At 64.4% G+C, this 25,858-nt stretch carries 23 protein-coding genes; 15 read left to right on the forward strand and 8 right to left on the reverse strand.

The genetic code is table 11. The features are described from left to right. Nucleotides 1-12: 12 nt before the first annotated feature. The 3 genes from ubiA to C8348_RS19130 all read right to left on the reverse strand — a co-directional run bounded on the left by ubiA (nucleotide 13) and on the right by C8348_RS19130 (nucleotide 2,890). Nucleotides 13-966 carry a 4-hydroxybenzoate octaprenyltransferase gene (gene ubiA, locus C8348_RS19120; RefSeq protein WP_106754906.1) on the reverse strand — a complete coding sequence of 318 codons (954 nt, stop codon included), beginning with the start codon at nucleotides 964-966 and terminating at the stop codon, nucleotides 13-15. 61 nt (nucleotides 967-1,027) lie between these two features. Continuing rightward, nucleotides 1,028-2,302 (reverse strand): GGDEF domain-containing protein, encoded by a 1,275-nt coding sequence (locus C8348_RS19125; RefSeq protein ID WP_106754907.1) that lies wholly within the window; start codon nucleotides 2,300-2,302, stop codon nucleotides 1,028-1,030. A 117-nt stretch (nucleotides 2,303-2,419) separates the two neighbouring features. Continuing rightward, nucleotides 2,420-2,890, reverse strand: a complete 471-nt coding sequence (locus C8348_RS19130; RefSeq protein ID WP_106754908.1) for a GNAT family N-acetyltransferase — start codon at nucleotides 2,888-2,890, stop codon at nucleotides 2,420-2,422. A 134-nt stretch (nucleotides 2,891-3,024) separates the two neighbouring features. Between C8348_RS19130 and purD the strand changes: the two genes are divergently transcribed. The 4 genes from purD to C8348_RS19150 all read left to right on the forward strand — a co-directional run bounded on the left by purD (nucleotide 3,025) and on the right by C8348_RS19150 (nucleotide 6,861). Then, entirely contained in the window at nucleotides 3,025-4,299 is a 1,275-nt protein-coding gene (gene purD, locus C8348_RS19135) for a phosphoribosylamine--glycine ligase (RefSeq protein ID WP_106754909.1), read from the forward strand. Nucleotides 4,300-4,462: 163 nt separating this feature from the next. Continuing rightward, entirely contained in the window at nucleotides 4,463-5,377 is a 915-nt protein-coding gene (locus C8348_RS19140) for an alpha/beta fold hydrolase (RefSeq protein WP_425270836.1), read from the forward strand. Between the two features lie 163 nt (nucleotides 5,378-5,540). Next, nucleotides 5,541-6,362 (forward strand): patatin-like phospholipase family protein, encoded by an 822-nt coding sequence (locus C8348_RS19145; RefSeq protein ID WP_341871597.1) that lies wholly within the window; start codon nucleotides 5,541-5,543, stop codon nucleotides 6,360-6,362. Nucleotides 6,363-6,507: 145 nt separating this feature from the next. Then, nucleotides 6,508-6,861 carry a hypothetical protein gene (locus C8348_RS19150; RefSeq protein WP_106754911.1) on the forward strand — a complete coding sequence of 118 codons (354 nt, stop codon included), beginning with the start codon at nucleotides 6,508-6,510 and terminating at the stop codon, nucleotides 6,859-6,861. 127 nt (nucleotides 6,862-6,988) lie between these two features. Here the strand turns inward: C8348_RS19150 and C8348_RS19155 are convergent, their stop codons facing one another. Further along, a complete protein-coding gene (locus tag C8348_RS19155) occupies nucleotides 6,989-7,486 on the reverse strand; it encodes a nucleoside deaminase (protein WP_106754912.1) in 498 nt (165 codons plus the stop codon). 166 nt (nucleotides 7,487-7,652) lie between these two features. Between C8348_RS19155 and C8348_RS19160 the strand changes: the two genes are divergently transcribed. Both C8348_RS19160 and rsmD read left to right on the forward strand, forming a co-directional pair. Beyond that, the gene (locus C8348_RS19160; RefSeq protein ID WP_106754913.1) at nucleotides 7,653-9,734 is read left to right on the forward strand and encodes a pseudouridine synthase; all 2,082 of its coding nucleotides are present in this window, start codon (nucleotides 7,653-7,655) and stop codon (nucleotides 9,732-9,734) included. Between the two features lie 15 nt (nucleotides 9,735-9,749). Then, nucleotides 9,750-10,301 (forward strand): 16S rRNA (guanine(966)-N(2))-methyltransferase RsmD, encoded by a 552-nt coding sequence (gene rsmD / locus C8348_RS19165; protein WP_106754914.1) that lies wholly within the window; start codon nucleotides 9,750-9,752, stop codon nucleotides 10,299-10,301. A gap of 51 nt (nucleotides 10,302-10,352) precedes the next feature. Here the strand turns inward: rsmD and C8348_RS19170 are convergent, their stop codons facing one another. Beyond that, a complete protein-coding gene (locus C8348_RS19170) occupies nucleotides 10,353-10,646 on the reverse strand; it encodes a hypothetical protein (RefSeq protein ID WP_208983825.1) in 294 nt (97 codons plus the stop codon). A gap of 344 nt (nucleotides 10,647-10,990) precedes the next feature. On the opposite strand from C8348_RS19170, the gene C8348_RS19175 reads away from it, so the two are divergent. After that, nucleotides 10,991-12,169 (forward strand): porin, encoded by a 1,179-nt coding sequence (locus C8348_RS19175; RefSeq protein WP_106754916.1) that lies wholly within the window; start codon nucleotides 10,991-10,993, stop codon nucleotides 12,167-12,169. Nucleotides 12,170-12,238: 69 nt separating this feature from the next. Here the strand turns inward: C8348_RS19175 and mutL are convergent, their stop codons facing one another. Beyond that, entirely contained in the window at nucleotides 12,239-14,119 is a 1,881-nt protein-coding gene (gene mutL, locus C8348_RS19180; protein ID WP_106754917.1) for a DNA mismatch repair endonuclease MutL, read from the reverse strand. A gap of 165 nt (nucleotides 14,120-14,284) precedes the next feature. On the opposite strand from mutL, the gene C8348_RS19185 reads away from it, so the two are divergent. After that, complete coding sequence (locus tag C8348_RS19185) at nucleotides 14,285-15,157, forward strand: TIGR01459 family HAD-type hydrolase (protein ID WP_106754918.1); 873 nt, start codon at nucleotides 14,285-14,287, stop codon at nucleotides 15,155-15,157. Between the two features lie 240 nt (nucleotides 15,158-15,397). Here the strand turns inward: C8348_RS19185 and C8348_RS19190 are convergent, their stop codons facing one another. Together C8348_RS19190 and C8348_RS19195 are read right to left on the reverse strand one after the other, a co-directional pair. After that, entirely contained in the window at nucleotides 15,398-16,072 is a 675-nt protein-coding gene (locus tag C8348_RS19190) for a protein phosphatase CheZ (RefSeq protein WP_208983826.1), read from the reverse strand. Nucleotides 16,073-16,255: 183 nt separating this feature from the next. Continuing rightward, a complete protein-coding gene (locus tag C8348_RS19195) occupies nucleotides 16,256-16,639 on the reverse strand; it encodes a response regulator (RefSeq protein WP_106754919.1) in 384 nt (127 codons plus the stop codon). Between the two features lie 250 nt (nucleotides 16,640-16,889). On the opposite strand from C8348_RS19195, the gene C8348_RS19200 reads away from it, so the two are divergent. The 7 genes from C8348_RS19200 to xseA all read left to right on the forward strand — a co-directional run bounded on the left by C8348_RS19200 (nucleotide 16,890) and on the right by xseA (nucleotide 25,848). Next, nucleotides 16,890-17,336, forward strand: a complete 447-nt coding sequence (locus C8348_RS19200; RefSeq protein ID WP_106754920.1) for a MaoC family dehydratase — start codon at nucleotides 16,890-16,892, stop codon at nucleotides 17,334-17,336. 132 nt (nucleotides 17,337-17,468) lie between these two features. Next, entirely contained in the window at nucleotides 17,469-18,464 is a 996-nt protein-coding gene (locus C8348_RS19205) for a bifunctional riboflavin kinase/FAD synthetase (protein WP_106754921.1), read from the forward strand. Then, a complete protein-coding gene (locus C8348_RS19210; protein ID WP_244294065.1) occupies nucleotides 18,461-19,381 on the forward strand; it encodes a DMT family transporter in 921 nt (306 codons plus the stop codon). Before C8348_RS19205 ends, C8348_RS19210 begins: the two co-directional genes overlap by 4 nt. Nucleotides 19,382-19,631: 250 nt before the next feature. Next, nucleotides 19,632-22,703 (forward strand): isoleucine--tRNA ligase, encoded by a 3,072-nt coding sequence (ileS, locus tag C8348_RS19215; protein WP_106754922.1) that lies wholly within the window; start codon nucleotides 19,632-19,634, stop codon nucleotides 22,701-22,703. Between the two features lie 26 nt (nucleotides 22,704-22,729). Continuing rightward, on the forward strand, nucleotides 22,730-23,320 hold the full coding sequence (gene lspA / locus C8348_RS19220) for a signal peptidase II (protein WP_106754923.1): 591 nt from the start codon (nucleotides 22,730-22,732) through the stop codon (nucleotides 23,318-23,320). Nucleotides 23,321-23,386: 66 nt separating this feature from the next. Beyond that, the gene (locus C8348_RS19225) at nucleotides 23,387-24,103 is read left to right on the forward strand and encodes a hypothetical protein (protein ID WP_208983827.1); all 717 of its coding nucleotides are present in this window, start codon (nucleotides 23,387-23,389) and stop codon (nucleotides 24,101-24,103) included. Nucleotides 24,104-24,258: 155 nt separating this feature from the next. After that, nucleotides 24,259-25,848, forward strand: coding sequence for an exodeoxyribonuclease VII large subunit (gene xseA / locus C8348_RS19230; protein ID WP_106754924.1), 1,590 nt, complete (start codon nucleotides 24,259-24,261; stop codon nucleotides 25,846-25,848). Nucleotides 25,849-25,858: the final 10 nt, after the last annotated feature.

Below are 25,858 nucleotides of genomic sequence, written 5' to 3' on the forward strand. Positions count from 1 at the left end.
GGCTTGCTTCGGTCAGACCGCCGAAATCACCGCTTCCGCGCAAAGCCCGATGAAGACGATCCAGCCATAGGTGGTGTTGGAGCGGAATAGCCGCAGGCACTGGTCCGGGTCATCGATATCGAGGACCACGATCTGCCACAGAAGATGCACGGCACCGAGCGCCAACCCGGCAAAGGCGAATGGCCCGGCATCCACAAGTGCTGCCGCCAGCATGAACAGCACAGTCGCAAGTCCGTAGAGCAGGGCAAGCGCCGGCTTAGTCCAGGCCCCGAACAGACGCGCCGTGGAGCGCACGCCGACCATTGCGTCGTCCTCCTTGTCCTGATGCGCGTAGATCGTGTCATAGCCGATGGTCCAGGCGATGCCGCCGGCATAGAGCAGGATCGGCGCCCAGTCGAGGCGGCCGAAAGCCGCCGCCCAGCCCATCAGCGCGCCCCAGGAGAAGGCAAAGCCGAGGAACAGCTGCGGCCAGTTGGTGAACCGCTTCATGAACGGGTAGATCGCCACGACCAGCAGCGAGGCGAGGCCGAGAAGGATCGTGAACAGGTTGAACTGGACCAGCACAGCAGCGCCCACCAGTGCCTGCAGTGCCATGAACAGCTTCGCCTGCCCCCGGCTGACCTGACCGGCGGGGATCGGACGCGACCGGGTGCGCTCGACCCTGGCGTCAATGTCCTCGTCGACCAGATCATTGAACGTGCAGCCAGCGCCGCGCATCGCCACGGCCCCGATCAGGAACAGTGCCAGATGCCAGGGGTTGGGCCAAGGGGACCCGGCAGCAATCGCGGCCAACGCTGCCGACCACCAGCACGGCCACAGCAGCAGCCACCAGCCGATCGGCCGCTCCCAGCGCGCCAGACGCGCATAGGGCCGCGCCCAGGGCGGCAGACGGGTGTCCACCCAGTGGCGTTTGACCGCGTCTGCAACGGGGCCGGTGTCCTGTGTGCCGAAGATCTTGAAGCTCATGCGGTCTGGTTAGCATGAGGCGGCACGCCTGACGAGCCCCCCGGGCGCATGCTGCGGCATCTCAGACCGGGACAGGGACAGGTTCGTTCAAGGGACCCACCACCCGATTACGCCCGCTTGCCTTGGCTGCATAAAGCCGCCGGTCCGCGATCTCGAACAAGGTGGCCAGATCACGCCCTTCCAGGGGTGCGGCGGCAATGCCGATGCTCACGGTCACCGGTTCAAGGAAGGCATCCCGGGTCACGTCCTCGATGGCCCGGCGCAATCGGTCGGAGAAGCTCTGCGCCGCCTCCGCCCCCATCCGCTGGCTCACGATGACAAATTCCTCGCCGCCATAGCGGAAGATGTGGTCGTCCGAGCGCTGGTTGTCGCGCAGGACCCGCGCCACCGTGGCCAGGACCTCGTCGCCCGCCTGATGCCCGTAGGTGTCATTGACGGCCTTGAAGTGGTCGATGTCGATCAGGATCAGGCTGGCGCTGTGGCCATTGGCAGTCGAAACATCGATCAGATCCTGGGCGGTCGTGTCGAACTGGCTGCGATGGGAGACCTTGGTCAAAAAGTCGAGATGCGAGGTCTTCAAGAGGTCCTCGTAGCGCTCGCGGTAGGTCAGGACGTCAAACAGGTCCCGAAACCGGCGCGGTCCTGCCTTCTGTTCTCCAGCCGGGAACAAGGCAAGATAGGCCATGAAGAATAGGGCGTAGACCACAGTCGCCAGCATCTTGGCGACCCAGCCGCCGTAGAGCACCGACAAGGGCGCATCGGAGACCAGATGGAGGGCGATATAGAACCCGAGCTGGTCAAACGTCAGCACCAGTGCGCCGCAGATCAGCACGCGCAACACGAAATGCCGCCCCAGCCAGCGCCCCAGGCGCTCATACAGCAGGATGATCGCGAGACTGTCGATATAGAGCAGGACCGTGCCCCAGACCATCAACAAGCCCATCTCGTCGACAAAGGCGATGTCCGGCTCGCGCCCGGCGACAACCTGAACCGTCTCGTGATTGCGCAGGATCATCACCAGGCCGACGATCAAGAAATTGCCGAACAGCAGGCCGTGGATCGGCTGGCGCACCGTTGCCGCATCTTCCTTCACATAAAGAAGGAGGATCATCAGCAACTTGCCGGAAAACAGCACCGTCGACCCAGGCGAAATAATGCCGTGCGGCAGTTGCACATAGAAAACGCTGGCCAGATACGTCTCCAGGAAATGCATGACGCCCAGCGCGCACATGAAAACACCCAGCCCGATGCTCTTGCGCCGGTGCAGCAGGGTCATCATCACGACAAAATAGAGGGCTGCCTGTGCGACAAGCAGCAGCGAATTGGAGACGGCCATGGCTGCTTTCGTAACCTGCACACCCAACAAAACAAGTTAACTTTTGCCAAAACCGCAAAACGTTGCAGCCGCGTGAAACTATCCTAGCGGATTCAGCCTGGAACTCCCCCTCCGGTCTCAGGCCTGAGGCTCGGGATCGAAGGGCCTTTCGAAAAGCTGCATCTGCGCTGGCATAAATCCCTCGCTGGCATAAAGGCCTGCGGCGACCGAGTTGCGCGGCGCAAGGGCATGCATTTGCAACAAGCCGAAGGCTTCCAGATCCTCGCTGACCGCCCGCAGCATGCGCCGGCCAAGCCCGCGCCCGCGCATGCGTTCGACCAGATAAAGATCGTCCAGCAAGGCAACACGTCCGCCATACCCGATCGAGTGACGATACAGCGCCACGGCAAAGCCGACCGGCTCATTGCGATACTGGGCAAGCCAGGCCCGGCCAAGGCTGGCGTCGACCATCAGGGTGCGCATGGCGTCTTCCTGGCGGCGCGAGAACACCTCCCCTGCCTCCGACCAGAACTGACGGGCCAGAAGTGTGATCGTCTCGCTGGTTCCCGGTCCGCCCAACAGCAGCGAAAAGCCACCTGCCCTGCTCATCCTGTCTCCCCTGTTGTCGCCTGGCCCGGCCGTGATTGCCGTGAGGGGCGCTGCCATGCTAGAGCCCAGCCATCGCAAGGCAGGAGCATCGGCTTCTGCCGGTTCCCGTCCCCCGAACGGCCGAGACTTTGCCCATGAACATCTTCCTCATCGGATCCGGCGGCCGCGAACACGCCCTCGCCTGTGCCATCGCCGCCTCGCCGCTGACCACCCGCCTCTATGCAGCACCGGGCAATGCCGGCATCGCGGAAGAGGCCGAGACCGTCCAGGTAGACGTCACAGATGCACCGGCCGTGATCGCGTTCTGCAAGGAAAAGGCGATTGACCTTGTGGTTGTCGGCCCGGAAGGCCCGCTGGTGGCCGGGATTGTCGATCACCTGACCGCTGCGGGCATCCGCGCCTTCGGGCCGAACCAGGCCGCAGCCCAACTGGAAGGCTCCAAGGGCTTCACCAAGGACCTGTGCACCGAAGCCGGGATTCCGACCGCTGCCTATGGCCGTTTCACCGACAAGGATGCAGCTCTCGCCTATGTGCAACAGGTCGGCGCACCGATCGTGGTCAAGGCGGATGGCATTGCAGCCGGCAAGGGCGTGGTCGTCGCCATGTCGCTTGAGGAGGCCGAAGAGGCCGTCCGCGCCTGTTTCGACGGCAGTTTCGGCGCTGCCGGGGCCGAGGTCGTTGTCGAGGAGTTCATGACCGGCGAGGAGGCAAGCTTTTTCGTCCTCTCCGATGGCCGCACCGGCCTTGCTCTTGCCACCGCGCAGGACCACAAGCGGGTCTTCGATGGCGACAAGGGACCGAACACCGGCGGCATGGGCGCCTATTCTCCCGCCCCCGTCATGGACGAGGCCATGATTGCCCGCACCATGGCCGAGATCATCCGGCCGACCATCGAAACGATGGCGCGACGTGGGACGCCGTTCAAGGGTGTGCTGTTCGCCGGGCTGATGATCACCGACGCCGGTCCGAAGCTCATCGAATACAACACCCGTTTCGGTGATCCGGAGTGTCAGGTGCTGATGATGCGCCTCGTCGACGACATCGTCCCCCTTTTGCTCGCCACCATCGACGGCACGCTCGACCGGATGACGCCACGCTGGCGCGATGAGGTCGCGCTGACCGTGGTCCTGGCCGCCAACGGCTACCCCGGCGACTATGCGCGCGGCAGCGAGATCAGGGGCATTGCTTCCGCAAATGCCCTGGAGGGCGTCAAGGTCTTCCATGCCGGCACCCGGAGCGAGGACGGCCGGACCCTCGCCAATGGCGGCCGCGTTCTCAATGTCACGGCCCTTGGCCATACGGTGGCCGAAGCGCAGGCGCGCGCCTATGAAGCCGTTGACCGGATCGACTGGCCGGAAGGGTTCTGCCGTCGGGACATTGGCTGGCAGGCCATCGCGCGCGGCCGGTGACAGGTCAGGGATCACGGTGAAGCCCCCGCTTCATTTCCTCCATGATGCGCCGACTTGCCGTCCGTGCAACAACTTCCTTTACGGAATGTAATTCCGGCTTGCGCCGATCTGGCGGACATCGCAAGCTGTCCGCCAGATTTCGCCGTTCCCGGAGCCTTGAGGCTTGCCCTCTACTCATCCCGTCACCGCTGCCGACCTCTTTCCTCAAACCTTTGAACGCTTTGAGTTTCAAGGCCCGCGCGGTCGCATCTGCGGGCGCCGGGGCGGGTCGGGTCCGGCGTTGCTGCTGCTGCATGGCTATCCGCAGACCCATGTCATGTGGCACCCGCTGGCCGGCGCGCTTGCCGCGCATTTTTCTCTCATCCTTCCCGATCTGCCCGGCTATGGCGACAGCGACCTGCCGGGCGAGCCCGTGGAAGCGATGAGCAAGCGGCAATTGGCCATGGACATATGCACCCTGATGGACGCGTTTGGGCATGGCAGATTTGCCGTCTGTGGCCATGATCGCGGCGGGCGGGTTGCCTACCGGCTGGCCCTTGACCACCCGGCCAGGGTCAGCCGTCTGGCGGTGCTCGACATCCTGCCGACCCATGATTACTGGCAGCGCATGGACAAGGCCTTTGCCCTGAAGGTCTACCATTGGGCCTTCCTCGCCCAGCCTGAACCGCTGCCAGAGCGGCTGATCGGCGGAGACCCCGGCTTTTACCTTGACCACACGATGGCCAGTTGGACCGCCCGCAAGAACTTGAGCGCGTTTCATCCGGCGGCCCTTGCCGCCTATCGGGCCGCCTTTGCCGCAACTGGACGCGTGCATGCCGCCTGCCAGGACTACCGTGCCGGCGCAACGGCCGATTTCGCCGACGATGCAGCTGATCTGGCCACAGGACGACGCATTTCGGCGCCCCTGCTGGCGCTCTGGGGCGGACACGGAATTGCGCCCGGCGCAGGCACGCCACTGGACGTCTGGCGCAACTGGGCCAGTGATGTTCAGGGCAAGGCAATTGATGGCGGCCACTTCCTTGTCGAAGAAAACCCCACTGAAACCCTTTCTGCGCTACTTCCTTTCCTGACTGCCTAAGCTGATCCGCAACAGTCCAGCCGGTCATCAGGAGAACGCAAAAATGCCAAGGTCCCGGACCGCTCACCCGCCAGTTCCAAAGACGGACCTGCGGACAGAACCGCCGGCAGGTGAGATAGCAAGCAGGCCCGCCAGGATACCTGCCCCGCGGACCGGTGCCACCATAGGCCTCGCCCTTGGCGGCGGCGGTGCGCGCGGCATGTCGCATATCCCGGTGCTGCAGGCTTTTGATGATCTGGGTATCAAGCCGGACTTCATCGCCGGTTCCTCGATCGGCGCGCTGCTCGGCGCCGGCTATGCTGCCGGCCTGTCCGGTCAGGACCTGCATGATCTCGCCGTCGAGACCTTCCGCAACCGCAACGCCCTGCTGGCGAAGCTATGGCAGCTACGGCCGCGCCGCCTCGCCGACGTCTTTGGCAGTGGCCTCGCCCAGTTCGACCCGCTGAAGGTGCTGCACCTCTTTGCCGGATCGCATTTGCCGGAAACCTTCGAGGAGCTCTCGATCCCGCTGACCGTACTGGCGACCGACTTCTACGGCTGCGCCGAGGTGGACATTCGCAGCGGCCCGCTCGCCCCTGCCATTGCCGCATCCTTTGCAATTCCCGCCGTCTTCCGTCCAGTCCGCCTGCAAGGCAAGGTGCTGATCGATGGCGGCGTCGCCAATCCCCTGCCCTTCGACGCCCTTCCGCAAGACTGCGATATCGTCGTGGCGGTGGATGTTGTCGGGACACCCGTGCCGCGCCCGGGCAAGCATTTCCCAACGACGCTCGACGCCCTTTTTGGTGCCTCACAGATCCTGATGCGCTCGATCACGGCCGAAAAGGTCAAGCAAAGGATGCCGCATATTCTCGTGCGGCCGGATGTCGGCAACATTCGTGTGCTCGACTTCATGAAAACACGCGGCGTGCTGGATGCGGCGGCCCCGTTGCGAGAAGATGTCAAACGGCAACTTGCAGATGCACTCGATAAGCAACTTTCCCGATAGATAAAGATTTTTACCCTGTTAGTTGTGACAGTGACGCTATGTAATTATGCTATTCTTTTCGTCAGTTTTTTAACTTATACAGCATTTTAACTTTAGATTAACCGATACACCAGAGAATTGGGCTATATCCAGAAGGAGAAAGCGGATGAACCGCGTGGCCCCAGAATCCTTGAACGAGGATATTTGCCCGGTCTCTGAAGAGACCTTCCAAGTCTTGATGCGGCAGAATGCAACATCAGCCGCGTCCGTCGCTCACAGCCTGCCGGAAGACCAGCGCGCCCGGCTCGCGGTCTTCTGTTACCGCAAGGCGCATTTACGGCAGCTCGGTTTTGCCATTGCTGCCAGTTGCAGCCGCCGCGCCCTCGTCGAAGAGGCCGGCCATGCGGGCGAACTCCTGTTCCAGCAATCCCGCGCGGTGTCATCCAGCACTGGCGTTGAACCCTATCTGGCCGCCCGGACGCATCGCCGGCCGGTCACGCTTTGCAGCATCAAGGGGTAGGTTCTCCTCCCACCTGCCCCCGACTGGCGCCGCCCCGTTCGTTCTCCCATGTCTTCTCCGGGGCGGCGCCAATTTTTTCCAGATCTCCCGCATCCCGCGCTCGGCGCTCCTCCGCAGACCCAGCCCCTCAGCGGTCCTCGCGACGCTCGCGGAAGAAATCCCGCAACAGGCCGGCGGCTTCTGTCCCGGAAAATCCCGAATAGACATCCGGCGCATGATGACAGGTCGGCTGGCCAAACAGCCGCACGCCATTGTCGACCGCTCCGCCCTTTGGATCATCAGCGCCGTAGTACAGCCGGCGAATACGGGCAAACGAGATTGCTCCGGCACACATCGGGCAAGGCTCCAGCGTCACGTAAAGGTCACAGCCGGTGAGCCGCTGGGATTGCACCGCGTCACAGGCCATGCGGATCGCCAGCACTTCTGCGTGCGCCGTCGGGTCATTGAGTTCGAGCGTTCGATTTCCCGCGCAGGCAAGCACCTTGCCATCGCGCACGACCACTGCACCAACGGGAACCTCCCCCCGCAAGGCTGCCGCCCGCGCTTCTGCAAGCGCCAGATCCATGAAGCTGGAAAAGGTCGATGGAGGGTCGGTTTCCTCCGACCCCGAAGGGGTGGCACTCATGCTGGCAGCGGCATCCTCTTGCGGCTGGTTTGATCCGGTCCGGGAGGCGGGATCCGGAGCAAATGACGCCCGCGTTATAAACCATTTGACAGATCAGGCATGCATTTTGCGCAAAGGCCGCAAATGTCCGATTCCTAAAGTGGGAAACCTCTGCTATGAGGCTGGAATGACCGACAAGAAAATCCCTTCCCGGCCCCGCGGCGGCAAGCCCGGCGGACCGTCCCGTCGTACGGGCGCTTCTGATGGCGCGTCCCGTTCCCCCCGCAAACCCGGCGCGCCCAGCGGCGCCGATCGGCCGCAGCGCGGCTTTGACGCCCGCAGCGACGGCGGTGAGGGCCGTCCGCAGCGCAGCTTTGGCGACCGTCCTGATCGCGGCGAAGGCCGTCCGAACCGCGGCTTTGGTGGCCGCAGCGACGGCGGCGAAGGCCGTCCACAGCGCAGTTTTGGCGACCGCCCCAACCGTGGCGATGCGCCGCGTGGACCCCGCGCCGACAAGCCCTTCGGAGCAAAGCCCTATGGTGGCAAGTCCTCCGGTGGCCGCTTCGATGATGCCCGTCCGGCTCGCGGCCCGCGCAGCGGCGACCGTCCCGGGGGCAAGCCCTTCCCGCGCAAGGCACCGGCAGACCGCCCGGCCAAGGGCACAGGCGTTCCGTCCGAAACGCCGTCGTCCATTTCCTTCGCCGGCGAAGCCGAGCGCATCGCCAAGGTGATGGCCCGCGCCGGACTGTGTTCTCGCCGGGATGCGGAAGTCTGGATCGAAGCCGGGCGCGTCAGCGTCAATGGCACCGTGCTGACGACGCCGGCCTTTACCGTCACCGAGGACGACACGATCCTCGTCGACGGCCAGCCGATGCCGCAGAAGGAACGCACCCGCCTGTGGCTCTACCACAAGCCGCGCGGCCTGGTGACGACCAACCATGATCCGGAAGGCCGCCCGACGGTCTTTGACGCGCTGCCGAAGGAAATGCCGCGCGTTCTCTCCGTCGGCCGTCTCGACATCAACACCGAAGGCCTGTTGCTCCTGACCAATGACGGCGGTCTCGCCCGGGTCATGGAACTGCCGGCCACCGGCTGGCTGCGCCGCTACCGGGTCCGCGCCTTCGGCGAAGTCACCCAGGAGCAGCTCAACGGCCTTGCCGACGGCATCGCCATCGACGGCGTCCTCTATGCCGGCATCGAGGCGACCCTCGACAAGGTGCAGGGGGACAACGTCTGGCTCACCATGGGCCTGCGCGAAGGCAAGAACCGCGAGGTCAAGCGCGTCCTTGAGCATCTCGGCCTGTCCGTGAACCGGCTGATCCGCCTGTCCTTCGGCCCGTTCCAGTTGATGGAGTTGCCGGAAGGCGAAGTGCGCGAGATCCGTGGCCGCGTTCTACGTGACCAGCTTGGCGAAAAGCTGGCATCTGCCGCCGGCGCCGATTTCGATGCGCCGGTCCTCACCCATATCCCGGGTGAAGAGGGCGACAAGCCGAAGAAAAAGGACCGCCCGGCGCCGCAGAAGCAGGGTCGCGGTGAATGGATGACCGCCCGTGACGGCGCTGCTGCCATCGGTGGCCGCAAGCGTCCGGCCCGTGACGGTGGTCGCGAGGGTGGTCGCGAGGGCGGCCGCGATGACAGGAGCCGTGACGGCGCCAGAGACGGGTATCGCGGCGGAAATCGCGATAGAAACCGTGATGGCGGGCGCGAAGAACGTGGCGATGCACAGAGGCCGATGAAAGTCTCGCCGCGCAGCCGTTTCCGGCTGACGCGCGAGCCGCGCCCTGATGCCCGGCCACAGCAGTCGGATCGGCCCGCACGGCCCCAGCCGCAACGCCGGATCTGGAGCGAGGACGGCATCGTAGCCGACAAGCAGCAGGAATCCCGCATGGGCGCCGACCGCAAGGGTCCGCCGCGCGGCCGGGATGACGCCTACGAAGGCCCGCGCGGCTTCAGCCGTGCCGATCGCCCGGAGCGCCGCGAGCGTCCCGACCGTGGTGCCCGCCCTGACCGCAACTTCAGCCGTCCGGACCGAGCCGACCGCCTGGATCGTGCAGATCGCCCGAACCGGGGCGATCGTCCGGATCGCGGCGACCGGCCAGGTCGCGGCTTCGGCGGCGGTGGTGGTGGCGGCGGCGGTGGCCGTGGCTTCGGTGGTCCCAAGGGTGCAGGGTCCAAAGGCGGCGCGCCGCGCGGTGGCCCGCGTGGTGCCGGTCCCAAGGGCGGCGCTCCGCGCGGCAATGGCGGCTCCCGCCCGCGCGGCCGCAGCTAAGACAGGCGGCTGACAATGCGCATCATCGCCGGACGGTTCAAGGGAACCGCGCTTGCAACACCCAGGTCGGACGCCACGCGTCCGACCAGCGACCGGCTGCGCGAGACAATCTTCAACATCCTGGCGCATGGCATCGGGGTGGATCTGGATGGCGTGCGGGTGCTGGACCTGTTCGCCGGCACGGGTGCGCTCGGCTTTGAAGCAGTCAGCCGCGGGGCACGGCATGTGACCTTCGTGGAGGAGGCTGTCGAACCGCGCGGCCTCATCCGCCGCAACATGGAAACCATGGGCCTCAACGGCCTCGCCAAGATCCTGCGCCGGGATGCAACGAAGCTCGGCCCTGCCGGCACCATCGAGCCCTTCGATCTCGTCTTTGCCGACCCCCCTTATGACAAGGGCCTCGGCGAACTGGCCCTTGCCTCGGCACGGGAAGGCGGCTGGCTGGCTGCAGGCGCCATCTGCGTTCTGGAAGAGCGTGCCAACGCCGTCATTGCCATTCCGCAGGGCTTCGACCTGATCGACCAGCGCAGCGCTAGCGACAGCCAGGTGCTGTTCCTCAGAGCCTGAACCCTGCTCCCTTGAGCGTTCAGGATCCGGCTTCGCCCGGATCCGCTCCGCTCACTTTTGCCGAGGCCGCGACCGCCCGAGGATGCGGGCAAGCCGCACTGGCGCGCGCTGTTCCAGCCAGGTGAACCATCCGTTGAGCCATCCGCTCCCGCGCCGTCGCCGCCGCAGCCACCGTGCCGCGCTCGGGCTCGTCGACAGGATCAGCATAGCACCGCCCGCCAGCAGCGGCACCCCGGTCGGGATCGGCAGCAGCACCGTCAGCAGACCCAGCACGATCATCACCGTCGCAGCACACCAGATCGCGATCCGCCACACTTCCATTTCTCCTGTTGAGCGCTGAGCCATGCGACAAAAGCGCGACAATGAGATGACAGGGCATTGCCGCCCCAGCCTGCGGCCCGACACGCCTCTCCTTTTGGCATCTGCAGCATTTCGAGCCGGTGGCGCTGCTCACTGTTTTGGCAAATGCACACTCCCTTTGCATGTAAGGCTAAGTAAATTTCCCGAATGTTGCATTCCCGCATCTCCCGGATTGAATTCGCTGTTAAGCTGCATTCTCCCAGTGGCCAAAATTTATGTATCGCCTACTCTTTTATTCAGGTGGTGGGTGTTTTCACTTGTGAGTCGACAAATGCAACCCTGCGGGATTTGCAAGTGAAGAAGTTTTTTGCAAGCATGGGGAACATGTGATGCGCAATATCAAGACTTTGATTGCTTCTGGCGTTGTCGCCGCATCCGTTGGTACAACAGGTGCCGTGGCTGCGGATTTGCCAGTCGCACCGGAACCGGTCGACTACGTCCGGGTCTGTGATGCTTTCGGCACCGGCTTTTTCTACATTCCAGGCACGGAAACCTGCCTGCGGATTTCTGGCCGCGTCCGCGCGGAATACCGCTTCAACAACTACGGCGACCGTCCGAACAACTGGAATCGCACTTCCGATGGCACATCCACGCGCGCTCGCGGGATCCTGCGTCTGGATGCCCGCACGAACAGCGAGTATGGCCTCGTCCGCTCCTACATCGACATGTATATGCAGCGCGATTCGGGCGGATCGTCCTATGTCCTTGACCAGGCGTTCATCCAGTTCGGCAATTTCACCTTCGGCCGGACCCAGTCCATGTTCGACTTCTGGACCGGCTACTCCTACGGCAACTTCCACACCGTCTACACCGACTACAAGAACTGGATCGCAGCCTACACGGCGGCTTTCGGCAACGGCATGTCGGCCACCCTTTCGGTCGAAGATGGCACCACCCGCCGCTGGAACCTGGTTGGCGGCGGCGACGCCTATGCCGGCCACCGCTACCCGGATCTGATCGCCCACTTGCGCATCGAGCAGGGCTGGGGCAGCGCCCAGATCATGGGCGCCCTGCATGATGTCCGGTATGCTGCGGCGAACACCAAGGGGGATGTCGGCTTTGCCATCGGTGCCGGCGTTCAGCTCAACGTGCCGGTGTTCGGTGCCACCGACAACATCGCCTTCCAGGCTGTCTATGCCGACGGCGCGTCCGGCTATGTCCAGGACACCTGGGATGATCTCTCCGCGACACCGCAGATCACCGATGCCATCTTTGCGGGCGGCAAGAGCCGCACCACGAAGACCTGGGCCATCGGCGCCGGTTTCCTGCACAACTTCTCCGACCAGCTGGAAGGCTCGATCGAAGCCAACTATGCCAATGCCGATGCCTTCGGTTCGACGAATGACTTCAACATGTGGGGCGGCAACCTCAACCTGGTCTGGAAGCCCGTTGACGGCCTCAGCATCGGCACCGAAGTCGCCTACCGCAACTTTGATTTCCATCGCTCGTCGGTCCAAAAGGATCGCAACGAGGTCTACACGTCGCTCCGGATCGAACGGAGTTTCTGAACCCTCGCCAGCAGGGCTCACGCAAAAGGCGGCTTCGGCCGCCTTTTGTTAGTGCCGCTTGCAGCGCGATCACTTGCGCCCGAACAGCCGTTCGATGTCAGACAGTTTCAGCTCGATCCAGGTCGGGCGGCCGTGGTTGCACTGGCCAGACAGGGGCGTTGCTTCCATGTCGCGCAAAAGGGCATCCATCTCCTCGACACGCAACCGGCGTCCGGCGCGAATGGAGCCGTGGCAGGCCATGGTCGCGGCAACGTGGTCCAGTCGCTCCTTCAGCCCGGTTGCGCTGTCCCATTCGGCTAGCTCGTCGGCGAGATCCCGGACCAGCGCGCGGATATCAAGCCCCTTCAGCAGCGCTGGCGTCTCGCGCACGGCCACTGCACCGGGGCCGAATGGCTCGAGCACGAGACCTGCTCCTTCCAGGGCTTCGGCGTGATCGGCCAGACGGCCGACATCTTCCTCGGGCAGCTCCACCACTTCCGGGATCAGCAGCATCTGGCGCGGTACGTCGCGGCGCGCCAGCGCCTCCTTGAGGCGTTCATAGACAAGGCGCTCATGCGCGGCGTGCTGGTCGACGATGACGACACCATCCAGCGTCTGCGACACGATATAGGTTTCGTGCACCTGTGCCCTGGCAGCCCCGAGAGGACGCGCCATCAAATCCTCGGAAATGGCCGCACCATGCGCCCGCGCATCGGCCGACGGCCGGGCGAGATCGGCCAGCGGCAGGCCGGCCAGAGCGGCCGCCATGCCGCCCGCATCAGCGCCTGTTTCGAGCCTCGGCTGGCCGGCTTCCGCAAAACCGGACGTCTCGTGCAAGGGGCGATAGGGCGAGGCCTGCCTGTCCTGCACCGGACCATGCGCGCGCGACCAGCCCTGCCCGCTTGCCGCCGCTGCGCCAGCGCCGCCAGCCCGCAGCACATCGAGGGCGCTGGCTGCATTCGACGTCGAGGAGCGATGCCCGGCCTGGACCAGCGCATGCTTGATGGCCCCAACCAGCAATCCGCGCACCAGCTGCCCGTCGCGGAAGCGCACATCGGCCTTGGCCGGGTGCACGTTGACGTCAACAAAGGCCGGATCGAGATCGACATAGAGCACGACAACCGGATGCCGGTCGCGGGCCAGCACATCGGCATAGGCGCCGCGCAGGCCGGACAGGAGCAGCTTGTCCTTCACCGGCCGGCCGTTGACATAGAAGAACTGCTGCTGCGCCGTACCACGGTGATAGGTCGGCAGGCCCGCGAACCCGGTCAACCGAACTCCTTCGCGCACCGCATCGATGCGCATGGCATTCTCGACGAAGTCATCGCCAACCACCTGCGCCAGCCGGGCCATGCGCGGGTCTTCACCGCGTGCGGCCGGCCAGATGATCGACTGCCGGTCAGAGCCGCCGAGGCTGAAGCCCACTTCGGGATAGGCCAGCGCAATGCGGCGCACGACTTCGGTGATCGCCGCTGCCTCGGCGCGGTCGGTCTTGAGGAATTTCAGCCGGGCGGGCGTGGCAAAAAACAGATCCCGCACCTCGACCTGGGTGCCGAGACTGCGGGCAGCTGGCTCCAGCGGGCTCTCGATGCCGCCAGCCACCTCGATCCGCCAGGCGTGGGCTTCGTCCCGATGCCTTGTGGTAATCGTCAGCCTGGCGACGGAGCCAATCGAGGGCAGCGCCTCGCCGCGAAATCCCAGCGTGCGAATGTCGAAGAGGTTTTCGTCCGACAGTTTCGACGTGCAGTGCCGGCGCACCGCCAGTGCCAGATCGGCCGCGGTCATGCCCGCGCCGTCATCGGAGACGCGGATCAGCGTCTTGCCGCCGGCCGCCGTGACGATCTCGATGTTGCGCGCACCGGCATCCACGGCGTTCTCGACCAGTTCCTTGATCACGCTGGCCGGGCGTTCGATCACCTCGCCGGCGGCAATGCGGTTGATCACCGCCTCGCCGAGCTGCCTGACTGCCATGTCCGTTCCAAATCTCCGCTTGCAGGCCGCGCCCTCCCAGGGACGCGGCAGCTGCCGGTTTGTGCCCGGTTCCGCCGGACGCCGGCTTCGTATATGGTCCGCCGCATCCGGATCGGACAAGAGCCGATTCCCCGCCATCATATCAGATCAGCCCGAGAGATCCCGATGAACGCCATTGCCCCGCTCCTCGTCCCAGGCCTCAGCACGCTTGCGCCGGATTACAGCGGGGTGCTCAGCGATGTGTGGGGCGTCCTGCACAACGGCCTGAAGGCCTTCGATGCCGCGCATGAGGCTTTGTCGCGCTACCGCGCAGAAACCGGCGGCTGCGTCATCCTCATCACCAACGCACCGCGCCCGGCCGAACAGATCCATGAGCAGCTGGCCAACTATGGCGTGCCGCGCGATGCCTATGACGACATCGTCACTTCCGGTGATGTCACCCGCGCCATGATCGCAGCCAAGCCGGGCGGCAAGGTGCTGCATATCGGTGCCGACCGGGATGTGCCGATCTATGACGGGCTGGGCGTTGTCCTGTCGAGCGAGGAAGACGCTGGCCTCATCAGCTGCACCGGCCTCTTCGACGACGAGGTCGAAACGCCGGACGACTACCGTGACCAGCTCACCCGGCTTGTTGCCCGTGGCCTGCCGATGGTCTGCGCAAACCCGGACATCGTCGTGGAACGCGGCGAGAAGCTGATCTGGTGCGCCGGCGCGCTGGCCCGGCTGTATGAGGACCTCGGCGGGACCGTGCATCTCCTCGGCAAGCCGCACAAGCCGATCTATGACGCGGCCCTTGCGCGCATGGCTGAGATCCAGGGCGCGGCTTACTCCCGCGACCGGGTGCTGGCCATCGGCGACGGCCTGCCCACCGACATTCGCGGCGCGGACTCGCAGGGCATCGACGTGCTGTTCGTGACGGGCGGCATTCACGCCGCCGACTTCGGGGCCAGCGACGCTCCCGACGAGGCCCTCATCCGCCGCCGCCTTGCGGAAGAAGGCCTCTCCGCCCGCGCCGCCCTGCCGCGCCTCGTCTGGTAAGGACGACGGCGGCAAAGCGCATCCCGTCGTCGCTCCTGCGCAGGCAGGAGCCTAGTAACGATCTGAGTTGATTGGGTATACTCCGCCTGGAAGATTCCAGCCGCCTCGGTTACTGGGCTCCTGCCTGCGCAGGAGCGACGAGGTTTCGGTGCCTTGGCTGACAACAGATCCCGCGATCGCCAGACACAAAAAGGCCGGTGCAGCAACTGCACCGGCTTTTTTGTCGGATGATGGTAACTCTCAGGCGAACAGCTTGTCGATGTCGTCCTGACTGTCGCCGAGCATGGCGTCGATGTCGGACTGCGACACGCCTTCGCCAGCCATCTGCGGACCGTGGAGGATCAGCTCGCGCTTGCGGCGCTCCTCGTCGGTCTCCTCGAGCTCGGGTTCCATGTTCTCGATGATGCGCAGCTTCTCGACGAAATTGGTCACGCGCTGATCGATATAGTTCAGCGTCGACACAACCTTCGAGATACGCTGGCCGGTGATATCCTGGAAGGCGCAGGCTTCGAAGATCTCGATCATCTTGGTGTTGACCAGATCCTGATAGGCGGCCGCATCCGACGTGTCGGCCCCCATGATCTCCTCGGCAGCGGTCATGATCGTGTGCGTCGCTGATTCGGTCGATTCGACGATGGCATCCAGTTCACGCCCGGCTTCCGGGATCCGCTGCGACTTCATGTCATTGGCGCGAAGGGAGACGATCTCTTCCTTCATGCGCGTGATCTCGATCGCGATGGCCTTCAACTCGCCGGTCACAGCCGGCTGAACCGCATGCAGAAACTCATGCAGCGATCCGGTCATCACTTCCGCCAATTGCATGACATCAGAAAGTCCGACGTCACCGCCGCGATCACGGTTCTGCTCGAGAAACTCGATGACGCGCACCACGTTCTCACGTGTCATTGTGGCCATTTGTTCAGCCCTCCTGTTTATGCCGGAGACCGAAATCCTAGCCCATCTGCCTTGGACGAGGTCGCGTGCGACGCCCTGCCGGTTATGTGCCATCCGGCTTGCAGGCGCCTGCGTGTACTTCGAAATCCGGATATGGCACTCGGGCGGGCGCGTGATTGCGTCCCGCCTGGGTGCAAACACTCGTCAGTCCGCGAAAACCGCTTCGATCTTGCCCTTCAAGGTCTGGGCGTTGAACGGCTTCACGATGTAGTTGTTGACGCCAGCCTTCTTCGCCGCGATCACGTTCTCGGTCTTGGACTCTGCCGTAACCATGATGAACGGGGTCTTGGAGAGGCTTGCATCGGCACGAACCTGCTTGAGCAGTTCGTAGCCGGTCATCGGCTCCATGTTCCAGTCCGAGATAACCAGACCGTACTTGCGCTGCTTCATCTTCTCCAGCGCCTCGGTGCCGTCCGCAGCATCGTCGATATCTTCGAAACCGAGCTGCTTGAGCAGGTTCCGAATAATCCGGATCATAGTCTTGTAATCATCGACCACGAGGACCGGCATCTGAAGATCAAGGGCCATCGTCTACTCCATACTGTCAATACGCGACCCCGCATGAGGTCTTCTTTGACGCGATCTGACCAACCAGGAGAGAGACACGTTCCTGTGTCCTCGCCTCCCCATACTCTGGTCAAATTAAACGGTGGCCCTGAAAAGAGCGTTAATGACGCGCGGCTTTTTTCTTGGCCGAAAGCCGTATTGAAGCGCACGCATCTCCCGCCTAGGTTCCGGATACTGCCAGACAGGCTTGCCGGACACAGGACATACCAACATGCTCGAATTACGACGACTGTGTTACGAAGACCTTGCGGTAGGCTTGTCGGAGACATTGACCAAACATGTCAGCTCCTCGGATGTTGTGGGATTTGCCGAGGTTTCGGGGGATCGAAACCCGATCCATCTGTCGGAACATTTTGCGGCACGCACGCCGTTTCGCACCCGGATTGCCCATGGTCTCTACACCGCCAGCCTGATCTCTGCCGTGCTGGGAACGCGCCTTCCCGGACCCGGCGCGATCTATCTGTCACAGACGCTCAACTTCAAGGCACCCGTGCGCATCGGCGACGACGTCACCGTGACCGTCACGGTCACCGAGCTGCTGGAGCGCGGCAACCGGGCGAAACTGAGCTGCGTCTGCAGCGTAGGCGACACGGTCGTGCTGGAAGGCGAGGCGATGGTCAAGGTGCCGTCGCGCGACGACGAGGCGCTGCGCATCTGACTGCGGCCTGGCGTCCCTGTGCTTGACCTTTAGGCGTGAAACCGGCAGGGTCCGCGCGCTGCCTGATGTCATATGTCGCTGCCAGTCGTGGCGAAATCAGGCTGATCCGCTCCCGCCAGGTTTGCATCGCCCATGTCTGATATCCGTCTGCCTTTCACCCATGCCGAAGACCTCGACCGGTTTCCGCAGCATCTGAAAGGCGGCGTGGTCGCGATCGGCAATTTCGACGGGGTGCACCGGGGGCACCGGGTTGTGCTGCAGAATGCCATCGACATCGCCCATGCCGCCGATGCGCCGGTCTATGCCATGACCTTCGAGCCGCATCCGCGCACGGTGTTCAATCCGGACAAGCCCGTCTTCCGCCTGACGCCGCAGCCGGCAAGAGCCGAAGTGCTGGAGGCTTTCGGGCTCGACGGGGTGCTGGTCCTGCCCTTCTCGCGGGAATTCGCTGGCCTTGAAGCAGCGGACTTTGTCCGCAAGATCCTGATCGATTCGCTCGCCATCCAGCATGCCGTGACAGGACACGACTTCCACTTTGGCCGTGGCCGCGCCGGCACGCCGGATTTCCTGAAAGCATCCGGTTCCGAGCATGGTTTCGGCGTCACCATCGTCGCGGCGGAAGTGGATGAGGGCCGCGAGGTGATCTCCTCTTCGCGCATCCGGGAGGCGCTGGCGGAAGGTGACATTTCACTCGCCAACGGCCTGCTCGGCTACCGCTGGTTCGTCGAGGCCGAGGTCCGCCATGGCGAGAAGCGTGGCCGCGTGCTGGGCTACCCCACCGCCAACCTGCGCCTTGCCGATGAATGCACCCTTCGCCACGGCATCTATGCGGTGCGAGTGCTGGTCGATGGCAAACCCGTTGATGGCGTCGCCAGTTACGGTCGCCGTCCCACCTTCGACAATGGCGCGCCGCTTCTGGAAGTCTTCCTGTTCGATTTCTCGGGCGATCTCTATGGCAAGCAACTGCGGGTGAGCTTTGTCTCCTACCTGCGGCCGGAAGAGAAATTCACGTCGCTGGATGCCCTGATCGCGCAGATGGACCGGGATAGCGCCGAGGCGCGGGCCGCGCTCGCGGCCATGCAGCCCCTTTCCCCGCTTGATCTGGCACTTGGCAGCGTGCCGTTGTGAGCGCGCAGGAACCACGTCCAGACAAGCCGAAGGAGGTCTTTCAGGGCATCCTGTTCATGATCGCCGGCATGGGCGTCGTGCCGGTGATGGATGTCCTGGCCAAGGTGCTGGCCGGTCACATCCCGGCGCTTGAGGTCTCCTTTGCCCGGTTCTTCTTCCAGGCCCTGATCACGATGATCATCGCCCTGGTCTGGACCCGCAGCCTTTCCACGCTGCGGCCCCAGCGCTGGGGCGTCAATCTCCTGCGCGGGGCTCTTCTGTCCGGCGCGACACTCGCCTTCTTCACGGCCTTGAAGGTGATGCCGGTGGCCGATGCCATCGCCATTTTCTTCGTCGAGCCGATGATCCTGACTGCCCTGTCTGCGGTGATCCTCAAGGAAACGGTGGGGCTCCGCCGCTGGGCCGCCGTTGCCGTGGGCCTTCTGGGCGCCATGCTGATCGTGCGGCCGAGCTTTGCCGCCTTCGGCGCCTCGGCCCTGCTGCCGCTGGTCACGGCAACGCTGTTCGCGTTCTACCTCATCATCACCCGCAAACTGGCCGGCGAAGACAGCCTGCTGTCGATGCAGTTCACGACAGCGCTCGGCGGTGGCGGCACCCTCGGCGTGGTGCTTCTGGTCGCCGCCACGACTGGCATCGGCGGTTTCGAACTGGTGATCCCGGATAACCTTGATCTTCTGATGATGGTCTCGATCGGCCTCATCTCCTTCATCAGCCACGGGTTCATCGTGCGGGCCTTCGCGCTGGCGCCCGCGTCCGTGCTGGCCCCGTTCAACTATCTCGAGATCGTCAGTGCCACGCTGCTCGGCTATCTCGTCTTCCGCGATTTTCCCGATCTGCCGACCTGGGGCGGCATCGCCCTCATCGTCGCCAGCGGCCTCTACATCGCCCACCGCGAACGGCTCCGGGCGGCGCCGTGAGCGCAATTGCCGCTTTATTCAGGCCAGCCGGACTGGTAGTAGAGCCAGCATGAGTTTTCCTGCGCTGACCGGCCGCTTCGTGCGGCCCGGTGTCTCACGAATTAGCTGCCCGGCCTTCGGCTGACGCATCTTGCGGCGCCGAGGGACCGGGAGACCTGCCGTGAAATTACCCGGCTGACGCCACTTGGCCGGCCGGGTTTCTCCTTGCGATACGGGCGCGGTGCGCGCCCCTTTTCTGCGGATTGCCGTCATGAGCGAAACCACATCCCGCGACTATTCCGAGACCCTCTATCTGCCCGTCACCGATTTTCCGATGCGCGCCGGCCTGCCGCAGAAGGAACCGGAGCTGATCAGCCGCTGGCAGGGGATGGACCTCTACAAGCGCCTGCGTGAGGCAGCTGACGGCCGGCCGAAGTTCCTGCTGCATGACGGCCCGCCCTATGCCAACGGCAACATCCACATCGGCCATGCGCTGAACAAGACGCTGAAGGACATCGTCACGCGCTCGATGCAGATGATGGGCTTCGACAGCAACTACGTTCCCGGCTGGGACTGCCACGGCCTGCCGATCGAGTGGAAGATCGAGGAAGAGAACTATCGCTCCAAGGGCAAGCAGAAGCCGGACCTGAAGAATTCGGTCGCCATGATCGCGTTCCGCCAGGAATGCCGCGCCTATGCCGAGAAGTGGGTGGCGATCCAGCGCGACGAGTTCCGCCGCCTCGGCATCGAGGGCGACTGGGACAATCCGTACCTGACCATGAACTATGACGCCGAGGCGGTCATCGCCGAGGAGCTGATGAAGTTCGCCATGTCCGGCCAGCTCTATCGCGGCTCGAAGCCGGTGATGTGGTCCGTGGTCGAGAACACGGCGCTGGCCGAGGCCGAGATCGAGTATCAGGACTATCAGTCCGACATGATCTGGGTGAAGTTCCCGGTTGTCGAAGCCGGCGGCCAGGACGAGGCCGCCGCCGAAGAACTGCTCGATGCGGCCGTGGTCATCTGGACCACCACCCCCTGGACCATCCCGGGCAACCGCGCGATCTCCTATTCCTCCGCCATCTCCTACGGCCTCTATGAGGTGACGCAGGACGGTCTGGCCGACGACAACTGGGTGAAAAAGGGCGACAAGCTCATCCTCGCCGACAAGCTGGCGGAGGAGGTGTTCAAGAACGCCCGCATCACCGATTTCGTGAAGCGGCGCACCGTCACCGCCGAGGAACTCGGCGCGCTGACCTGCGCCCATCCCTACCGCGACCTGGATCTGGGCGGCTACCAGTTCGACGTGCCGCTGCTCAACGGCGACCATGTCACCGACGACACCGGCACCGGCTTTGTCCACACCGCGCCGAGCCACGGAACGGACGACTTCGAGATCTGGAACGAATATGCAAAGCGCGATCTGGAAGACGCTGCCATCATCGACCAAGCGAGCGGCAGCACTACAGAATACGATGCAGCTTTGAAGCGTTGGGCGATCCCCTTCACCGTGGCCGACGACGGCTTCTACACCAAGGATGCGCCGGGCTTTGACGGCCACCAGGTCATCACCCACAAGGGCGAGAAGGGCACGGCCAACAAGGCCAACATCGAGAAGCTGAAGGAAGCCGGCGCGCTGATCGGGCTTGCCCGTCTCAAGCACCAGTATCCGCATTCCTGGCGCTCGAAGAAGCCGGTGATCTTCCGCAACACGCCGCAGTGGTTCGTCTACATGGACAAACAGCTGTCTTCTGACCAGATTGAATTCGCCCTTGAAGGCGGAAATGCAATTCGGACGCCGGACACACTGCGCAACCGAGCCCTAATGGCGATTGCAAACACCCGCTTCGTGCCGGCCACCGGCCAGAACCGCCTGCGCTCGATGATCGCCGGCCGTCCGGACTGGGTGCTGTCGCGCCAGCGGGCCTGGGGCGTGCCGATCACCGTGTTCATCCACAAGGACACGGCCGAGGTCCTGAAGGACCCGGCGGTCAACGCCCGCATTGCCGAGGCCTTCCGCGCGGAAGGCGCCGACGTGTGGTTCGCCGAAGGCGCAAAGGAGCGCTTCCTCGGCGACAGCTACACCGCCGGTGACTGGATCAAGATCGACGACATCCTCGACGTCTGGTTCGACAGCGGCTCGACGCACGCCTTCTGCCTGGAAAAGCGCGCCGACCTCAGCCCCAAGCGCAAGGTCGATGGCGGCAACGACTACGTGCTCTATCTGGAAGGCTCGGACCAGCATCGCGGCTGGTTCCACTCCTCGCTGCTGGAAAGCTGCGGCACGCGCGGCCATGCGCCCTATGACGCGGTCCTGACCCACGGCTTCACCATGGCCGAGGACGGCCGCAAGATGTCGAAGTCGCTGGGCAACCAGGTGTTCCCGCAGGACGTCATCAAGCAATATGGTGCCGACATCCTGCGCCTGTGGGTGGCCTCCGGCGACTATGCCGAAGACCAGCGCATCGGACCGGAAATCCTGAAGACCTCCGTCGACAGCTATCGCAAGCTGCGCAACACCCTGCGCTGGATGCTGGGCTCGCTCGCCCACGCCACCGGCGAGAAGGTGGCGCTTGCCGACATGCCCGAGTTGGAGCGGCTGATGCTGCACCGGCTGGCCGACCTCGACACCCTGGTGCGCGAGGGCTACGCCGCCTTCGACTACAAGAAGGTGTTCCACCACCTCTTCACCTTCATGACGGTGGACCTGTCTGCCTTCTACTTCGACATCCGCAAGGACACGCTCTACTGCGATCCGGCCTCGTCCGTGCGCCGCAAGGCCTCGTTGCAGGTCATCGAGGAACTGTTCACCTGCCTGGTCGTGTGGATGGCGCCGATGCTGCCCTTCACCATGGAGGAAAGCTGGATCGCGCGGCATCCGGGCGCGGACAGCTCGGTGCATCTGCAGCAGTTCCCGGGACTGCCGGCCGACTGGCGTGACGAGGCGCTGGCCGCCAAGTGGGACAAGGTGCGCGAGGTTCGCCGCGTCATCACCGGCGCGCTGGAAATCGAGCGCCGTGAAAAGCGCATCGGTTCGTCGCTGGAAGCCCATCCGGTGGTGCATGTGACCGACGCGGAGCTGATGGCGGCGCTCGCCGGCATCGACATGGCCGATATCTCGATCACCAGCCAGCTGAGCTTGAGCGATGCGGCCGCGCCCGCTGGCGCCTTCACGCTGGACGACGTCAAGGGCGTCGCCGTCGTGCCGGGGCTGGCCGAAGGGCAGAAATGCGCAAGGTCCTGGAAGATCCTGCCGGAGGTCGGCAGCGATGCCACTTATCCGGACGTGACCCTGCGCGATGCGGCAGCCCTGCGCGAGTGGGACGCGGCCAACGGCCGGGCCTGAGGCCTGCGTCCGCAAGGAAACAAGCAATGTCTGAACCGGCACCCCCGAAGGTCAATGGATCCCCCCTTCCCCCGCAGGAAACTGCGGGGCAGGGTTTCCGTGAGAAGTGGCTTTGGGGGCCGGCCAGCCGTTCGATCGCCTGGCTCGCCGGCCTGATCTTCGTTCTCGACCAGGCCAGCAAGCTGTGGCTGCTGTTCGTCTATGACCTGCCGAACCGCGAGCCGATTGACCTCTTGCCATTCCTGCAGCTGGTAACGGTGTGGAACCGTGGGATTTCCTACGGCCTGATGCAGCAGGAGACCGACATCGGCCGCTGGGCGCTGGCAATCTTCACGCTGGTTGCGGCGATTGGCCTGTGGGCCTGGTCGGTCCGCGGGGCGACGCGGGTCGGCGCGATTTCCTTCGGCCTCCTCATTGGCGGGGCGCTCGGCAACGCCGTCGACCGCTTCGCCTATGGCGCGGTCTATGACTTCCTGCATCTCCATTGGGGAGACTTTTCCTGGTACGTCTTCAACGTGGCCGATGCGGCCATCGTTGCCGGCGTCGTCGGTCTCCTGTATGACGGGTTTGCTAGCGGTCCAAATAATGCCTCAAAATCCGGCTTTAAGACGGATTGACTGGGGTGTGACCGCCCGGCGGCCTTCTGGCCTTTCAGCAACACGGGATATGGCGACGTGCGCTTGATGTATATTGAGAGTGTTTCACGGCTTGGCAGCAAGTCCGCGCGTCGCGCCAGCCTTGCCGTTGCGGCTCTGGCCATCGCCCTTGCCGGCTGCGTGACCGACCCGAACGGCCATGAGGAAGGCGTCGACCAGGCCGCCGTGCGCAAGATCATGGAAGGCCTTGGTGCGGTTGATCCCAAGCAGCAGCCGATCGACTACAAGCCCCGCGCGCCGCTCGCCATGCCGGCAAAGCTCACGGAACTGCCGAAGCCGGAGACGGCGACCCCCGAGCAGGCCGCCAACTGGCCGAAGCCGCAGAACCAGGAACTGCAGGATCTCAAGGCACTCTATGCCAAGGGCAACGGCACCGACCTTCTGACGCCGGAGCAGATGCGCGGCATCCAGCTTGGTTCGTCCAAGCCGCGCGACATCGCAGCGGAAAAGCGCGACGAAGAGCTGACCAGCGGCAAGCTGATGACCCCTGCCGAAATGAAGCAGCAGCACGAAGGCGCCGGCCAGATCGACACCTCGAAGCTGTTCGGCCCAGATGGCCAGCCGGTCCGGCGCTATCTCGTCGAACCGCCGGTGGCCTATTCGACGCCGGCCGCCAACGCGCCGCTCAACAAGCCGGCCGACACCCGCGACATCCAGCGCCGCGAAACGCTCGAGATGGAAGGCGCGCAGATCAAGATGAACTGCACCCCCTCCCCAACCGACGACTGCATCCTGCGCCGCTGATCGGGCAACTCTTTGCTCCCTCTGACGGACGCGCAACCTCACTTGCCGCCTGTGGGGGCACCTCTATCTGTCTTGTAGGGAACGTGGACCAGGCTTGACCGGCGGGGCCGAGCGGGTCACCTTGGCGCGGTTTTCCAGGAACCGGAATCGCACGCGTGGCCGAACCGACTGCCCCCTCGAATGTTGCCGAATACTCGGTCTCTGACATCTCGTTTTCCATCAAGCGGACGCTTGAGGAGTCCTTTGGCTATGTGCGGGTGCGGGGCGAGCTGGGGCGGATTTCGCGGCCGGGCTCTGGGCATATCTATCTTGACCTCAAGGATGACCGGTCGGTGCTGGCCGCCGTCATCTGGAAGGGCGCGGTTTCCAAGCTGAAGATCCAGCCCGAGCAAGGGCTTGAGGTGATTGCCACAGGCAAGGTGACGACCTTCCCCGGCCAGTCGAAATACCAGATGGTCATCGATGCGCTGGAGCCGGCAGGCGCCGGGGCGCTGATGGCCCTCCTGGAAGAGCGCAAGCGCAAGCTGGCCGCTGAAGGGCTGTTTGCCGCCGAACGCAAACGGCCGCTGCCGGCGCTGCCGCGCGTGATCGGCGTCGTCACCTCGCCGACCGGTGCCGTGATCCGCGACATCCTGCACCGCCTTGCCGACCGGTTCCCGCTGCATGTGCTGGTCTGGCCCGTGCGCGTGCAGGGCGAGACGAGCGGTGCGGAAGTTGCCAATGGTATTCGCGGCTTCAACGCCCTCATGGACGGTGGAGCGATCCCGCGCCCGGATCTCATCATCGTGGCGCGCGGTGGTGGCAGCCTGGAGGATCTGTGGGGCTTCAACGATGAACAGGTGGTGCGGGCGGCTGCCGAGAGCGCCATTCCACTGATCTCGGCCGTTGGCCATGAAACCGACTGGACCTTGATCGATCTGGCCGCCGACCTGCGCGCGCCGACGCCGACGGGTGCTGCCGAACTGGCCGTGCCGGTGAAGGCGGAGCTGATGGCGGCCGTCGATGACCTGTCGCGCCGGCTCAACTCCGGCCTTGTGCGGCTGGTTGGCGCTCGCCGCACCGAATTGCGCGCGGCTGCGGCAGCCCTTCCTGTGCCGCGCGATCTTCTGGCCTTGCCACGGCAGAGGTTTGACTTTGTCAGCGGCAATCTCGAACGGGCCCTGACGGTCAACACACGGGCGCTGCGCACGCGGCTGGTGCGGGCCGAGACGCTGCTCACGCCGACAACCCTGTCGCGCCGCACGCTGCAGGCGCGCGACAGGCTGACCGGCCTCGGGGAACGCCAGAGCCGGGCGCTGAGTGTTGCCGTTCAGGCTCAGAAGCAGAAACTGACCGCGACTGCCAGCCGCCTGTCGCCCCAGCCTCTGACCCGGCAGATCCGGCTTGGCGCCGAGCGGCTGGACAATCTCTTCTCGCGGTTGACCCGCGCTGCCGCCCAGGCCAACCAGGATCGCCGGCAGCGGCTGGAAGCCCAGGAAAAGCTGCTGAAGTCCCTGTCCTACAAGGATGTCTTGGCGCGCGGCTATGCGCTGGTGCGCGGACCCGATGGCCAGCCCTTGCGCGATCCGGTGGATGCGCCGGCCGGCTCCGAGCTCAGCATCGAGGTGGCCGCCGGCCGCCTCAGCGCCATTGTCAGCGATGGCGGTGACAGGGCACCCGAAGCCACCGCCAGCCCGCGCAAGGCAAGAGCTGTGAGGCCCAAGGCCGAGCCGGGACCGCAAGGCAACCAGGGCTCGCTGTTCTGAAGAGGGTATG

The organism is Pannonibacter carbonis (assembly GCF_003012935.1).
Lineage (GTDB): Bacteria > Pseudomonadota > Alphaproteobacteria > Rhizobiales > Stappiaceae > Pannonibacter > Pannonibacter carbonis.